Annotated in this window: 11 protein-coding genes; 8 read left to right on the top strand and 3 right to left on the bottom strand. The window is 38.0% G+C overall.

All coding sequences use genetic code 11. The annotated features are described in order from the left end of the window. The first annotated feature begins 52 nt into the window (after positions 1–52). The gene (locus WAE64_RS16340; protein WP_340238389.1) at positions 53–1,252 is read left to right on the top strand and encodes a TolB family protein; all 1,200 of its coding nucleotides are present in this window, start codon (positions 53–55) and stop codon (positions 1,250–1,252) included. Between the two features lie 158 nt (positions 1,253–1,410). Continuing rightward, positions 1,411–2,592 (top strand): TolB family protein, encoded by a 1,182-nt coding sequence (locus WAE64_RS16345; protein WP_340238393.1) that lies wholly within the window; start codon positions 1,411–1,413, stop codon positions 2,590–2,592. On the opposite strand, the gene WAE64_RS16350 is transcribed toward WAE64_RS16345, so the two are convergent. Both WAE64_RS16350 and WAE64_RS16355 read right to left on the bottom strand, forming a co-directional pair. Then, positions 2,589–4,544 carry a hypothetical protein gene (locus WAE64_RS16350; RefSeq protein ID WP_340238395.1) on the bottom strand — a complete coding sequence of 652 codons (1,956 nt, stop codon included), beginning with the start codon at positions 4,542–4,544 and terminating at the stop codon, positions 2,589–2,591. The two genes, WAE64_RS16345 and WAE64_RS16350, sit on opposite strands and share 4 nt — an antisense overlap. A gap of 79 nt (positions 4,545–4,623) precedes the next feature. Further along, positions 4,624–6,498, bottom strand: coding sequence for a beta-N-acetylhexosaminidase (locus tag WAE64_RS16355; RefSeq protein ID WP_340238397.1), 1,875 nt, complete (start codon positions 6,496–6,498; stop codon positions 4,624–4,626). A 532-nt stretch (positions 6,499–7,030) separates the two neighbouring features. Between WAE64_RS16355 and WAE64_RS16360 the strand changes: the two genes are divergently transcribed. The 6 genes from WAE64_RS16360 to WAE64_RS16385 all read left to right on the top strand — a co-directional run bounded on the left by WAE64_RS16360 (position 7,031) and on the right by WAE64_RS16385 (position 13,210). Continuing rightward, a complete protein-coding gene (locus WAE64_RS16360) occupies positions 7,031–7,837 on the top strand; it encodes a sulfite exporter TauE/SafE family protein (RefSeq protein ID WP_340238399.1) in 807 nt (268 codons plus the stop codon). A 77-nt stretch (positions 7,838–7,914) separates the two neighbouring features. Next, complete coding sequence (locus tag WAE64_RS16365) at positions 7,915–9,330, top strand: rhodanese-like domain-containing protein (RefSeq protein WP_340238401.1); 1,416 nt, start codon at positions 7,915–7,917, stop codon at positions 9,328–9,330. 228 nt (positions 9,331–9,558) lie between these two features. After that, entirely contained in the window at positions 9,559–10,533 is a 975-nt protein-coding gene (locus WAE64_RS16370; protein ID WP_340238403.1) for a c-type cytochrome, read from the top strand. Positions 10,534–10,704: 171 nt separating this feature from the next. Next, on the top strand, positions 10,705–12,105 hold the full coding sequence (locus WAE64_RS16375; protein ID WP_340238405.1) for a hypothetical protein: 1,401 nt from the start codon (positions 10,705–10,707) through the stop codon (positions 12,103–12,105). A gap of 12 nt (positions 12,106–12,117) precedes the next feature. Next, complete coding sequence (locus WAE64_RS16380) at positions 12,118–12,693, top strand: YeeE/YedE family protein (RefSeq protein ID WP_340238407.1); 576 nt, start codon at positions 12,118–12,120, stop codon at positions 12,691–12,693. A gap of 19 nt (positions 12,694–12,712) precedes the next feature. Next, positions 12,713–13,210, top strand: a complete 498-nt coding sequence (locus tag WAE64_RS16385; RefSeq protein ID WP_340238409.1) for a DUF6691 family protein — start codon at positions 12,713–12,715, stop codon at positions 13,208–13,210. Positions 13,211–13,302: 92 nt separating this feature from the next. On the opposite strand, the gene WAE64_RS16390 is transcribed toward WAE64_RS16385, so the two are convergent. Next, positions 13,303–13,848, bottom strand: coding sequence for a YqgE/AlgH family protein (locus WAE64_RS16390; RefSeq protein WP_340238410.1), 546 nt, complete (start codon positions 13,846–13,848; stop codon positions 13,303–13,305). Positions 13,849–13,903 lie beyond the last annotated feature (55 nt).

Genomic DNA, 13,903 nt, shown 5'->3' on the forward strand with positions numbered 1-13,903 from the left:
TCCCAACTGTTTCAACACACTTTGTGTCATAGTTAATAAAGACCATATTCTAATGAAAAAGATTCCCTTACTTATTGTTTTTATTGTTGCTTTATTAACCAATGCCTGTTTAAAAAAACATGACCCAGAGCCAAATGGCGAAATATCGTCTATGGAAGTTTCGGCAAAAAGAGTGAACGACGATGTGATAGTAGACATCGTTGCTTATACAGATAACGGTCAAGTGAACCCAAAAACTACGACTTTTGATGCGGCTGAAATATGGATTGCCGAAGATGTAAAAGGTTATGCAAATATGGAGCTGGCCTACACAACTACTCAAACAAGCCTGAAACTTGAAAACCTAAAACCTGACAAAGATTATTATGTAGCTGTAAAAGGTATAAAAAACGGCAAAAAAACGGGGTTTTCAAAGTATATAATGTTTGTTAATCGTTCTTTAAAGCCTACTTCAACTCTTTTTGAAATGCCTGCTTCTGCTGTGTATTATATAAAAAGCTCAAGTACCCGCCCTTATGTTGCTTATTTAGACAATACTACAGGTGAGGTGATTTTGCAAAACTGGCAAGATAAATCTAAGAAAGTAATTGTTAAAAATACTGATACTAAAGTATATCAGGTAAGAGGATTTTATGCCGAAGGAAGCCGATTGTTTTTAGAAACCAGCAATCCTTATAATCACTCTGAAAGAGCTTTTGAGTACTACGACCTAGCCACTAAGAAATTTGTAGCTGTAGAATTACCGGCCCGTGCAAGAGTATGGAACTATGCTTTTTCGGCTGATGCCAGCAAACTTGCTTATACAGATTACAGCCGACAAGGTTTGTATATATATGACATGACAACCAAAGAAGACAAGAAGTATTTGAGCGATAGTTTTTATAGTTTTGAGTGGTCGGCTGATGGAAAAAACATTTATCTGATACGAAATAAAGCCTTTATGGGGCCACCTATTGCCGAAATTGTAAAGTATGATATTACAAATGCAGCACAAGAGCCAACGCCTTTGTTTGAGTGGCGCGATGAAACAATGGCATGGGTAATGCTATCGCCAAAGGAAGAATACATACTTTTTGCAAGTTATATATCTAATAGCCCTGATTTATGGATTTTTGAATTCAAAACCAAGAAATTCTGGCAAATTTCGGGTATTATTAATTTCGGATGGTTATCTGATAAAGAGTTTTTTGTAACTACCGGTGAATCAGAAAGCGGGACTACTTATAAAACTTATAAATATACAATGCCTTAATCTGGCTTTGAGTATTATTGATTTTATCCTGTTATAGAGTGTTTTAACTTTATAACAGGATCTTATGCTTAACGGCGAGATTCAATTAAAAAACAAGTCAAATTATATTTTCTCAATGCTTTTTACGAAATTTAACCCCTATACCTAATTTTAAATTTATGCAAAAGCTAACGCTTATTCTTATCTGTTTTATTGTTTTTATAACTACGGGTTGTCAAGAAAAAAAAGAGCCTTCGCCAGTTGGAGAAATTTCTTCTATGAGTGTATCTGCCAGAAAAGTAGATGGCACAGTGATACTAAACATTACCGCTTTAACATTCGGAGAGTCGGGTATGCCTATACCTGTTACTTTTGAACAAGCCGAAGTATGGGTTTCGGAGGGAGCAGCGGGATACTCGAACATGAAACTAGCTAATACAACTACTGCCACAACAGTGAAATTAGAGGCCCTGAAAGCTGATAAAACTTATTATGTAGCAGTAAAAGGCATAAAAAATGGTGTTAAAACAGAATTTTCTAAGGCAATTATGTTTACCACCAGTTCGCTGAAACCTACAGAAACGCTTCTGGAATTGCAGAATAACTGGTTTATGAGTAGCTCAGCAGATAGTTCTTATCTGGCTTATGTTGATGCTAATACAGGAGAAGTGATTCTGCAAAACTGGAGAGATAAAACCAAACAGGTTATATTTAAGAACTCGGCCAGCAAAAGCTATCAGGTAAAAGGTATTTACTCACAAGGAACGCTGTTGGTGCTCGAAACAACCAGAAATAGAGAACGTGCCTATGATTATTACGATTTTTATACGAAGAAATTTACTGAAATACCAATGCCCGATGGTGCAAGAGTATGGAACTGTGCTTTTTCGCCCGATGGTTTCAAAATGGCTTACACCGATTATAACAAGGCCGGTTTGTATATTTATGATGTTGTTTTGAAACAAAGCCGCTTATATTCGGAAGAGACTTTCTCTGAATATGATTGGGCGGTTGATGGAAAATACATTAATCAGATAAGAAATGTAACTAACGGAAGCCTCGATGCCCGTGAGATAGTGAAATGGGATGTAGCTAATGGCAAGCAAGCACCAGTAAGATTATTTGAGTGGCCTGATGCTATTCAATGGATGTCTTTTTCTCATGATGAGCAGTTCGTGCTATTTTCTAGTTATGTATCCAACAACGCTGACTTATGGATTTACGAGCTTAAAACCGGAAAAACCTGGCAAATATCTGATGTAAGCAATTTTGGGTGGTTATCAGAAACCGAATTTTTTGTGAATGCCAACAAAACCGGAAACGAAACTACCTGGAAAACCTATAAGTATAAATTGCCCTAGAGTAACTTATACGCTTGGAAATTTCCTTTAAAATTATCTCCAAAGCCACCACCATATTTAGCCCAGAAGCGTATCTTTCTTACTTTCAGGTTATCTTTGCCGCCTTTCAGAAAGAATGTGGCGGCGTCTGATTGTGTAGTAACTTTTGGGCTAACAAATATGCCTCCTTTCAGAATCTTATCAATTACTCTGAAATTTTCCTGATTGCCATTCTCATACGTAACCTGACAATACAAGTACGGTGGTTGAAAGAACAGACGAGCGAGTTTGCCTTTTAAACTATAATTTATATCAGCCGAAAATACCAGCGGTGCATCTGTTGTTGGCAAAATGATGTCTTCGTCAAGCTTGAAAGTAATCTCTTTGCTTGTAGTTTGTTGAAGGTCTTTTTTTAGCTTTTGATGCTGAAATACAAAAAAAGTGTCTTTCTCAATAAGCGTAGTATCGGTCAATTGATACTTCTGTAAAAGTGCCTTCGTCAGGTCAGTTTCTACCCAGAAAGGGTTTTGCTCACGGAATGATTCTATATGATATAACACGTATGTTGGTGCAGTATCTGAAAGATACTTTTCTCCGTTTTTCTGCATCAGCCAATCGCTATTGGCCTGATACGATTGTATAACAGGACGTGGATTATAGTTGAGTTTATTGAAAAACAGATATGTAACCTGATGCGGCACTATATCAACCGTGGCATTGCCTATTTTATCTAGTAAGGTTTGCGGGAGTTTAACCGGAATGTTTTTGAAATTATCTTCGTAATCATAAGTAAAAAGCCTTTTTAGAAAATGATATGGGTTTTTCTGTGCTACAATATCAAACACTTGCGTTGGCGAAAAACCGTCTTTCATTGCCTGAGCTACTGCACCGGGCGGATAGGTGAGGGCATAGCCTTTAAGGGTATATTCACCCATGTAATAACGGATAATTTGCGTTGCCGATAGCTGTAAGGCCAATATAACAACGAAGGTTCTACCAGCCCATATTTTGTATTTATCTGTTGTAAACAAATATAAGAGCACGGCTAGGGGAGACATAAACAAAAAGAACCCAAAAACATTGTAGTGTCCTACGGCTGTATGTGCCTGCTTAAATCCAAGAAACCATGTAAGTGCAACTAATATATATAAATAAAGCGACTGCCATTGGAAACTTACTAAGATGAATACACCCGCTGCTAGTAAAATCAGGCCTTCAAATAGCAAGAGTGGTAATAATTCTCCTGTACTCAATAGCATCACAGCCATACCATCTTGATACGAATCAATGATTTTCATACTTGCGCCTAAGTACGCAGGTATGTCTACATTGAGTAAGAATGACAGCGAGTAAGTAAGTGCAATTTGTAAGACGGCAAGAATGATTACTGTGCGAAGCGTAAAATAGCGTGCAAGGTAGAAATAGGCTAATGAAGCAAAGAAAATTACATAAACTACAATACTGAGGTTAACCTTTATGTAAAATATCAATACCGATAGCACAAATGCTAATAGCAAGCCGATAGCATTTCGGGTTTGGCGGGCGTGCAATAGCCAGAATAAAAAGAAATAGAAAAGCGTAAAAGAAGTATCGGCAATAAAGCCCCAGGGCATAAAAATCAGCAAAGCCGAAACAGCTACCACCCACCATTTTTTACCTGCTTTATTGAAAGCAAGGCGTATAATAATGAGGTAATTGAACAAAGTAAAAAGCTCAACAGCAACCAACAAAAGCGGCGGAACGCTTTTGGGCAGCAGCCCTGTATTAAGATAACCCAATGGCCCATAATTGAAAATAAAGTCTCGGCCAAATACAAAGTTTTTCTCAATGGCCATTACCAGTGCTTCATGCCATGAAGCATCAATATCGGCTCCGGCATAGCCGGCAGGTAATGATAAAGAGAAGAAAACAAGACTGAAAAAAACAAGAAAGAGATTTTGTTTTGTATGTACTGCTGTGTTTGTTGACTGCATCGAAAAAAATAAAGTCTTTTACCCTATTTGCAAAAGTAGAGTAAAAGACTGCTATTTCAGATATACAACGCCGAAAATTTTACTGTCCGGCTCGTTTTTTTAGGTCTTCTCTTTTAAGCGTAATCAAATGCCCTATTGGTTTGCCGTTTCTGTAAGTGGCTATTCTAAGGGTAATCTGAGCATCTGGTACTTCAAAAGGCTGGGTATATTTGGTAGAAAAATTATCTGGCATGGTGTCGTCCATCGTGTAATAAATATCAATGTCTGCCAGTTCTGATGCTAATTCAGCCATTAATTTGCCATCTTTCATACTAGCTTTCACAATAGCATCATACACCGCTTTTGAGTAGCCCATTTCTGCTACATCGGCTCTATCAAAGTGGTCTTCCATACGTTTCGTGAAATTATTCCAGTCTTTACTTCCTTTCGGCGACCAGTAAATATCAGATAAAGCCCATGCCCTAGGGTAGGTCATGTATTCGGCATAACGAATAGTCGGTATTTGCTCTGTCCATAAATTGCCTTGTCCGCCCAAAATATATTTAGCATCAACTTCATCAGGCACAGGCTCAAAGCTATAAGTTTTGCTTAGGCGCAGGCTTGCATAAATAGGAGGGTCAATAGTTGCCTCACCTTGGTTGTAGTCAAGGTATGCAAATGTGCTTGGGGTCATTACCACATCATGTTTCATTTTGGCTGCTTCAATTCCACCTTTTACACCTCTCCAGCTCATTACAGTAGCAGTAGGGGAAATACCACCTTCCAGAATTTCGTCCCAGCCCAATAGCTTTTTACCTTTTGCTGCCAGAATACTTTCTACACGTTTCATGAAATAGCCTTGTAGTTCTTCTACGTGTTTCATCCCCATTTTCTTCATTAAAACCTGACAACCCGGGTCGTTTTCCCAGAAACCTTTGTAACACTCATCACCACCGGCATGAATATATTTGTTCGGGAAAAGAACTGCTATTTCGGTAAATACTTTATCCAGAAACTCATAAACTTTTTCGTCTGATGGGTTAAGTGTATTATCAATAAACATTTTAAACTTACCATCGCCAAACCATTCGGCAAAGTTAGTGCCCGGATTTACCTTTGTTTTTGGGTCTTTAGTACAAGATAATTCGGGGTATGCCGCTATGGCAGCCATACTATGCCCTGGAATATCGACTTCCGGCACAATGGTTACACCACGCTCGTCGGCATATTTAACTATCTCTTTTATATCTTCTTGTGTATAAAAACCACCGTAAGGCGTAGGTTCTCCCTCTTGTGGCTCTTTTCTATCACCAAATCTTCCGTCTCTTGCAACACGCCATGCACCAACTTCGGTTAATTTAGGCAAAGATTTTATTTCAATTCTCCAGCCGTTATCGTCGGTCAAATGCCAATGTAGGGTATTGAATTTATAACGCACCATGTTATCAATATAGCGTTTTACATCATCCTTTGAGAAGAAATGGCGGCTAACATCAAGCATGAGACCTCGCCAGCCAAAACGAGGGTAATCCAATACTTTTACGCCCGGTACGCTCCATTTTACGCCTTTTACTGCTGCTTTGCTTTCAATTTCTTTAGGCAATAATTGTAGCAAAGACTGTAAACCATAAAACAAACCTGCCGGTTTATTGGCGGCAACTTTTACACCTGCAGCACTTGACTCTAATGTATAACCTTCGTCGCCAATGGTAGTGTTTGGTGTGGCATTAATAGTAAACTGAATAGCTCCTGTCTTCTGAACTTTGGGGTTGAATCCGGCAGCTTGTTTAAGTTTGTCAGTAAACATTTGGGCTATCTTCCGGCTTTCGGTATTATTAGCACCAATGGTGGTGGCAGCAGTAATAGCAAAGTTGCCTGCCGTAGATTTAATTTCAACTGGTTTCGGAATAATATTTTGTGCAAGAACATCAATTGTCAGAATGCTTAAGAGAAGCAAAAAGATATGTTTTTTCATGAGCGAATATTTAGGTTTTTGAGTCAAAATGGCTTCAAAAGTAAAGAAAAAAGCGGTAGGACTTAATGAAATATTTTAGAGGTCAGGAATGCACGTTATTGATGCGCATTAGAGTATTGAGCCAGATTGTCACGATTTTGCTCAATAAAATATTCTACCGTTCTGGTTTTACACCTGTCGATAGGCTAACATCATAAGAGATATTATCTGTAATCCAGTGGTAAATGGCTCTACCTTTTAGTTAATCGTTGGTAATACCCTTCGTTATCTTTGAAGCCAAGTATTTACGTTTAAGACAGTGTATTTTCTTCATAATCACGTCTAGGTCTTATTTTGCTTACCAAATATAATAAAATATCTCATAAACAGATAAGCGTACGGTTAGCCAGATGCTTAATGTGCTTTACGACAACCTAAAACGATATGCTTTTTTAATAATTCTGAGAATTAAACCCCTTACGTAACAATTATCACGGACATGGCTTTGTGCAAAATCTATTTTTGCAAGCAATTAACAGAAAACACTATAAAAATGAACGTGATTGAAATTATTGGTTTTGCTTCGTCGATATTGATTGGTATTAGTTTAGGGTTGATAGGTGGAGGAGGTAGTATTCTTACTTTACCTGTATTAGTCTATTTGCTAAATGTTAACCCGATATTGTCAACAGCTTATTCTCTTTTTGTTGTTGGTACTACTTCTTTAATTGGTTCTGCCAATTATATGAAGCAGAAACTGGTCAATTATCAGGCTGCACTTGTGTTTGCTATTCCTTCTTTTATTACAGTTTTTCTGACACGTAAATACCTTGTACCGGCCATACCCGACCCAATTTTTACATTTAGCGGTTTTCCGGTTTCAAAAAATGTGGGCATAATGGTGCTGTTTGCCTTTATTATGCTTGCGGCTTCGTATTCAATGATAAAAAACAAAAAAAAGAGTACTACAAACCAAGAGCAAGAATTAGAATTTAATTATCCGATGATAGCTCTGGAGGGCAGCGTAGTAGGTTTACTTACTGGTGTAGTGGGTGCCGGCGGAGGTTTTTTGATTATTCCGGCTTTGGTTCTATTCGCTAAACTTCCAATGAAATCGGCTGTTGGTACTTCATTACTCATTATTGCCGCAAAATCATTGATTGGTTTTTTAGGCGATTTGTCAAATCTCGATGTAGACTGGCCTTTTTTACTGGAGTTTACCGGGCTCTCAATACTTGGTATTTTTGTTGGCTCTTATTTGTCAAGATTTATATCTGGCGAAAAACTAAAACGTGTATTCGGCTGGTTTGTTTTAGTAATGGGAGCTTTCATAATAATTAAAGAATTGGTATTGAAATAAATACGATTGTAATAAATGTCACAGATTAAGAGGTGACGAGACAATAACTTTGTATTAAAATATAAACCTTTATTAAAATGTTTTTTCAGCATATATACGACAAATCCCTGGCACAAGGGAGCTATTTTATCGGTTGTCAGAAAGCCGGAGTAGCCATGATAATTGATGCCAAAAGAGATGTAGATACATACTTAGATATAGCCAAACAAAATAACATGAAGATTACTCATGTGGCAGAAACCCATATTCATGCCGATTTTCTTTCAGGTTCAAGAGAACTGGCTGCACTTACCGGAGCTGATATGTATTTGTCAGATGAAGGAGGGGCAGACTGGCAGTATGAATTTGCCCATGTAGGATTGAAAGATGGAGATGTGATTAAAGTTGGAAACCTGAAATTTGAGGTATTACATACCCCCGGACACACTCCCGAAAGTATCAGTTTTTTATTGACAGATACCCCCGCAAGTCCTGAGCCTGTAATGTTATTTACCGGAGATTTTGTGTTTGTTGGAGATATTGGTCGCCCTGATTTACTAGAAAAAGCTGCGGGCATAAAAGGCACACAACAAACAGGGGCAAAGCAAATGTATAAGTCGTTGGAAAGATTCAATAAACTGCCAGACTTTATACAGGTTTGGCCAGGGCATGGTGCTGGCTCTGCCTGTGGAAAAGCTTTAGGAGCAGTGCCAAGCACAACAGTGGGCTATGAGAAAATCAGAAACTGGGCTTTTCAGTACGATACTAATCAGGAGGGTTTTATTGACTATCTGTTGGCTGACCAACCAGAGCCGCCCAAGTATTTTGCTATGATGAAAAAGCTCAATAAAATTGATAGACCTCTGCTGACAGAGGTTCCTGAACAAAATAAGCTTACGGCCGAACAAGTAAAAGAGGGACTGGCATTAGGTGTTAAACTGATTGATACCCGAAATAAGGCTGAATTTGCAGCCGGGTTTATAGCCGATAGCATTAATATACAAGGTAATAATTCTTTTGCTACCTGGATGGGTTGGTTTATTAATTATGATGAACCTTTTATGCTAGTAGCATCTGAAAACCAAATAGAAGACCTGACTCGCAAATTAATGAGAATAGGCTTAGATAATGTTTTAGGTTATATTGATGATGTGAACTTGTTAGGAATAGAACTACAAAAAAGTGATAATATCTCGATTGATGAGTTCAACACGCTGATAGAAGATGACAATGTGCAGGTGATTGATTTAAGAAGTGCTTCTGAATTTAAAAACGGGCACGTAAGAGGTGCTGAAAATGTTTTTGTTGGAACATTGCCTCAGAACTTAGATAAGATAGACAAAAATAAACAGGTAGTTATCTATTGTCAGGCAGGCGACAGAGCTACAATAGGGTATTCGATATTGAAGAAAAACGACTTTAAAGCTGTAAAAAACTATTCTGCAGGTATGAGTGAATGGATAAGTAAAGGAAACGACGTGGTAGTAGGAGATATGATTGGTGAATGTTGCTGATAGTTGGTTAACTCGACACCCTCATCAATTAATTTTGGTGAGGGTTTTTCGTTAAATTTAGTGTTTTTTCATAAAGTAAAGTAAATTGCCAACTACGCACACATGGTTAATTATAAAATAATCGGCGGTTAACTATTAATAAATTTAATAAGAATGAACGGTAAGATTAATGAGAAGAAAATAAAACGACTATTCTTTTTTTTAAAAGCTTTGGTAATATTACTTTTTTTGGCAGTTCTAAGTTTAGCAGGAAACATATTTCTTCAGAATTTTGCTGTACATTCTACCAAAAGCAATAATGCTCCCAAGGCATTTGTAAAGATAGATAGCAATTTTACTAGTCTCTGGACCGCACCTTCCGATTGGCGTTTAATGCGTTTGAGCCCCAAAGAACAGCAGCAAATAAAATATGGAAGAGAACTTATTGCGCATACTTCTCAATACCTTGGCCCTAAAGGTAGCGTTGCTGCTACAAGCAATGGTATGAACTGCCAGAATTGTCATTTAAATGCAGGAACCCAGCCTTGGGGAAACAATTATTTTGCAGTTGAAGCCAATTATCCAAAATTCAGAGCACGTTCGGGAACCGTTGAGAATCAAGTGAAACGTATAAACGATTGCTTTGAGCGAAGCCTCAATGGTAAAGCACTTGATTCAGCAAGTAAAGAAATGCAGGCCATGCTGGCTTATATTAAATGGGTCGGAACAGATGTACCCAAAAAGAAAACCCCAAAAGGTACAGGAATATTTAAAATTAAAGGTCTTGCCAGAGCTACTGACCCAGAAAAGGGGCATTTGATATATGCGCAGAAATGCCAGAGTTGCCATCAGGCTAATGGCGAAGGGGTAATAGCAAACGATGGCAAAAGCTACTTGTACCCGCCATTGTGGGGTAAAAATAGTTATAATACAGGTGCAGGCCTGTATCGTATCTCAAATTTTGCAGGATATGTAAAGCTAAATATGCCTTTGGGTGTTACCTATGAACGCCCTCAGCTTACTGATGAAGAAGCCTGGGATATAGCAGCTTTTGTTAATTCAATGCCTCGCCCAGCAAAAGATTTGAGTAACGACTGGCCTGATATAGCAGCCAAGCCATTTGATCACCCCTTCGGGCCTTATGCTGACCCTTTTTCGGAGAAACAACATAAGTACGGCCCTTATAAGCCAATAAAAGAATGGAAAGAAGCGCATAGAAAATAGTCTCTATAACACTAAAGTAATTGATTATAAATACTGTATTTGTGCATATATAGATGCCCGAATACAGTATTTTGTTTTATGCACCATCACTAAATAATATTTTCAATGTAACATTTATCACGGTGGCTCATAGCTGTGCAACATACTTTTGTAGCATAATTGCTAAAAAATATGAGGCAAATCAATATGTATTATCTGTTAGGGTCATTTTTTATTTCAGTTTCGTTGGTAGAGGCGCAAAACCTTAATACAGCTATTACAAAAGATACTAATAACCTTGGATACAAGCTAAAAAATGGTGGTCGGTTTTATTTTCAGGCTCGTTCTTATTTTTCCTCAACCTTTAATAAAGGTGAACTGACAGACTATTATGCCTGGGGTATAGGAGCCGGAGTTGGTTACGAAACTCCCAAACTTTTAAAGCATTTTCAGTTGGGTATTAGCAGTTTTTCAGTCTTTAATCTGGCTTCGTCTGATTTAACAAAGGCCGATCCCCTAACAAATCAGGTAAACCGTTATGAAATAGGGCTATTTGATATTGAGCAACCTGAAAAGCACCAAGACCTGAATCGTTTAGAAGAGCTATTCATAAAAGCTCACTTAGGTAAGAAATCAAAAATTGTTCTTGGTAGGCAAATACCTCAATCGCCTTTTATAAATATACAAGACGGCCGTATGAGACCTACACTTATAGAGGCTGCTGTGCTTGATTTGCCAGAATGGAAAAACCTTAGTCTACATGCTGAATATATCTGGGAAATTGCCCCAAGGTCTACCATGAAATGGTATAGTGTTGGCCAAAGTATTGGTTTGTATCCGGTTGGTGTAGGAGTAAATGGAGAACCTTCATTGTATAAAAACAATACTTTTTCGGCTGGGGTAGGTGTGCTAGGTATTAACTACCGCTATAAGGCCTGGAATATTCAGCTATGGGATAATTATGTCGATAACCTAACTAATACTGGCTTACTTAAAATTGAATGGAGGTCGAATTATTTAACACAAAATAACTGGCTTTTAGGCATACAACTGCTTCGGCAACAGACAATAGGCAATGGCGGAAATCAAGACCCAGCTAAAGCCTATGCCCCAAAAAATAACAGTGCAAACATTGTTTCAGCACGTTTCGGAAAACAAACCCCAAAATTTACATGGTTTCTGAATGCCACCCGAATCGGTAATGAAGGGCGGTATCTGATGCCTAGAGAGTGGGGAAAAGAACCGTTTTATACATTTATTCCCCGCGAAAGAAACGAGGGCTTTGGCAACTTGTCGGCTTTTACTATGAATCTTATTTACAAACCTGCCACAAACCTGAAATTAGAAATGAATGCAGGATACTTTCGGCTGCCTGATGTTAAAGACTTTCAGCTCAATAAATATGCAATGCCTGCTTATACACACATAAATATGAGTCTAAACTATCAGTTTAAAAAATACCTGAAGGGGCTGGATTTACTATTGTTGGCAATGCGTAAAGACCCCACAGGTAACACTTACCAAAACCCTCGCTTTATATTCAATAAAGTAAATATGACGCACTTAAACCTGGTTATGAATTATCAATATTAAAAACAGAACCTTATGAACAAAATGTTTGAATTTATTTTACAACCCTGGCCCTGGTATGTTGCCGGCCCGCTAATTGGGCTTACTGTACCTACATTATTATTGATTGGCAATAAGTCGTTCGGCATTTCATCTTCGTTGCGCCATATTTGTGCAGCCTGTATGCCTGCCGGTATTACTTTTTTTAAATATGATTGGAAAAAAGAAATATGGAATCTTGTGTTTGTTGCAGGCGTGTTTTTGGGTGGTATTATTGCAACTAGATTTCTGGAGAATCCGGGCTCATTTACGCTTTCAGAAGCAACAATAGCTGATTTGAAAATGCTCGGCATAACAGATTTCTCGGGCTTAATGCCTGCTGATTTGTTTTCTATTGATGCACTATTTTCTTTAAAAGGATTTGTGTTTTTTATAATCGGAGGTTTTTTGGTTGGTTTTGGTACACGCTATGCTGGTGGGTGTACATCGGGTCATGCTATTATGGGTTTATCGAATCTACAATTGCCGTCTTTAATAGCTACTTGTTGTTTTATGGTAGGCGGGTTAATTATGACACACCTTATTTTACCCTATATTTTTAAATTAGTTTAAACGATTGCTATAAACTACAATGAAAAATACAAAACAGAAAGATATTGATAAACAAGAGGTGTTTGTATGTGAAGCACCAAACAATATGAAAAAAAACGAGGGGCCAATAGAAAACCTGAAATACCTTGTTGTAGGAACGCTATTTGGTATTGTATTCGTAAAGGCTGAAATTATTTCGTGGTTCAGGATACAGGAAATGTTTCGTTTTCAGAGTTTTCATATGTATGGCGTAATAGGTAGTGCTATTGTGGTAGGCATGATTTCGGTTTTTCTGATTAAAAAATTAAATATAAAAACTATCAATGGCGAGAAAGTGGATTTGCATCCTAAAAAATTTCAGAAAGGGCAAATCTACGGAGGTTTATTGTTTGGTTTAGGTTGGGCGCTTACTGGTGCTTGCCCAGGGCCACTTTTTGCCCAAATTGGCAGTGGATTTCTGGTAGTGATTGTTACACTTTTAAGTGCCGTGGCAGGTACATGGGTGTATGGCTATTTTAAAGACTATCTGCCTAATTGAGAAGTCGGAAGTTTTACGTTCAATAAAATAGCATTGGCATATTGAAGCAGTGCCTCGTCGTACCTAAGGCGAGGCACTTTTAAGATAAATAACTAGTTCAAACGTGGGTCAGTTGGGTAATTAGATAAAACCTTGTACTCGCCACCCATACTTTTTAAAATAGCACGCCAGAACTGGTCGGCAGGTGTGTCAAATATAAAATGGGCATCGGTTTCCGAAACAATCCATGAGTTACGGTTCATTTCACCGTCTAATTGCCCTGCTGACCAACCAGAGTAACCAATAAATAAGCGAATGTCTTTTTCTGAAATTTTACCGATATTGATAAGTGTTTTTACACTCTCAAAATCGCCTGACCAATAGATGCCATTGCCAATATCAACCGAATCATCAATTTCGTGCCCTAAGCGATGAATAAAGTGTAATGTGTTCTGTTCGACAGGCCCGCCGATATATAAAGGAAGTTCGCCGTAGACATTCTCTATGACATCGTCCAGATGCAAATTAGTGGTCTGATTCAACACTAAACCAAATGAGCCTTGTGTATTATGCTCACATAAAAGAACAACACTTCTTTCAAAATTGGAGTCACCTAAAAAAGGCTCCGCAATTAATAATTTCCCTTTTCCCACTGACATATTTCTCAAGTATTTTTAAAATTTATAGCTCCTTTATTTCTCTTGGGTTGTGTTG

Origin of the sequence: Emticicia soli, assembly GCF_037860775.1 — a bacterium.
Lineage (GTDB): Bacteria > Bacteroidota > Bacteroidia > Cytophagales > Spirosomataceae > Emticicia > Emticicia soli.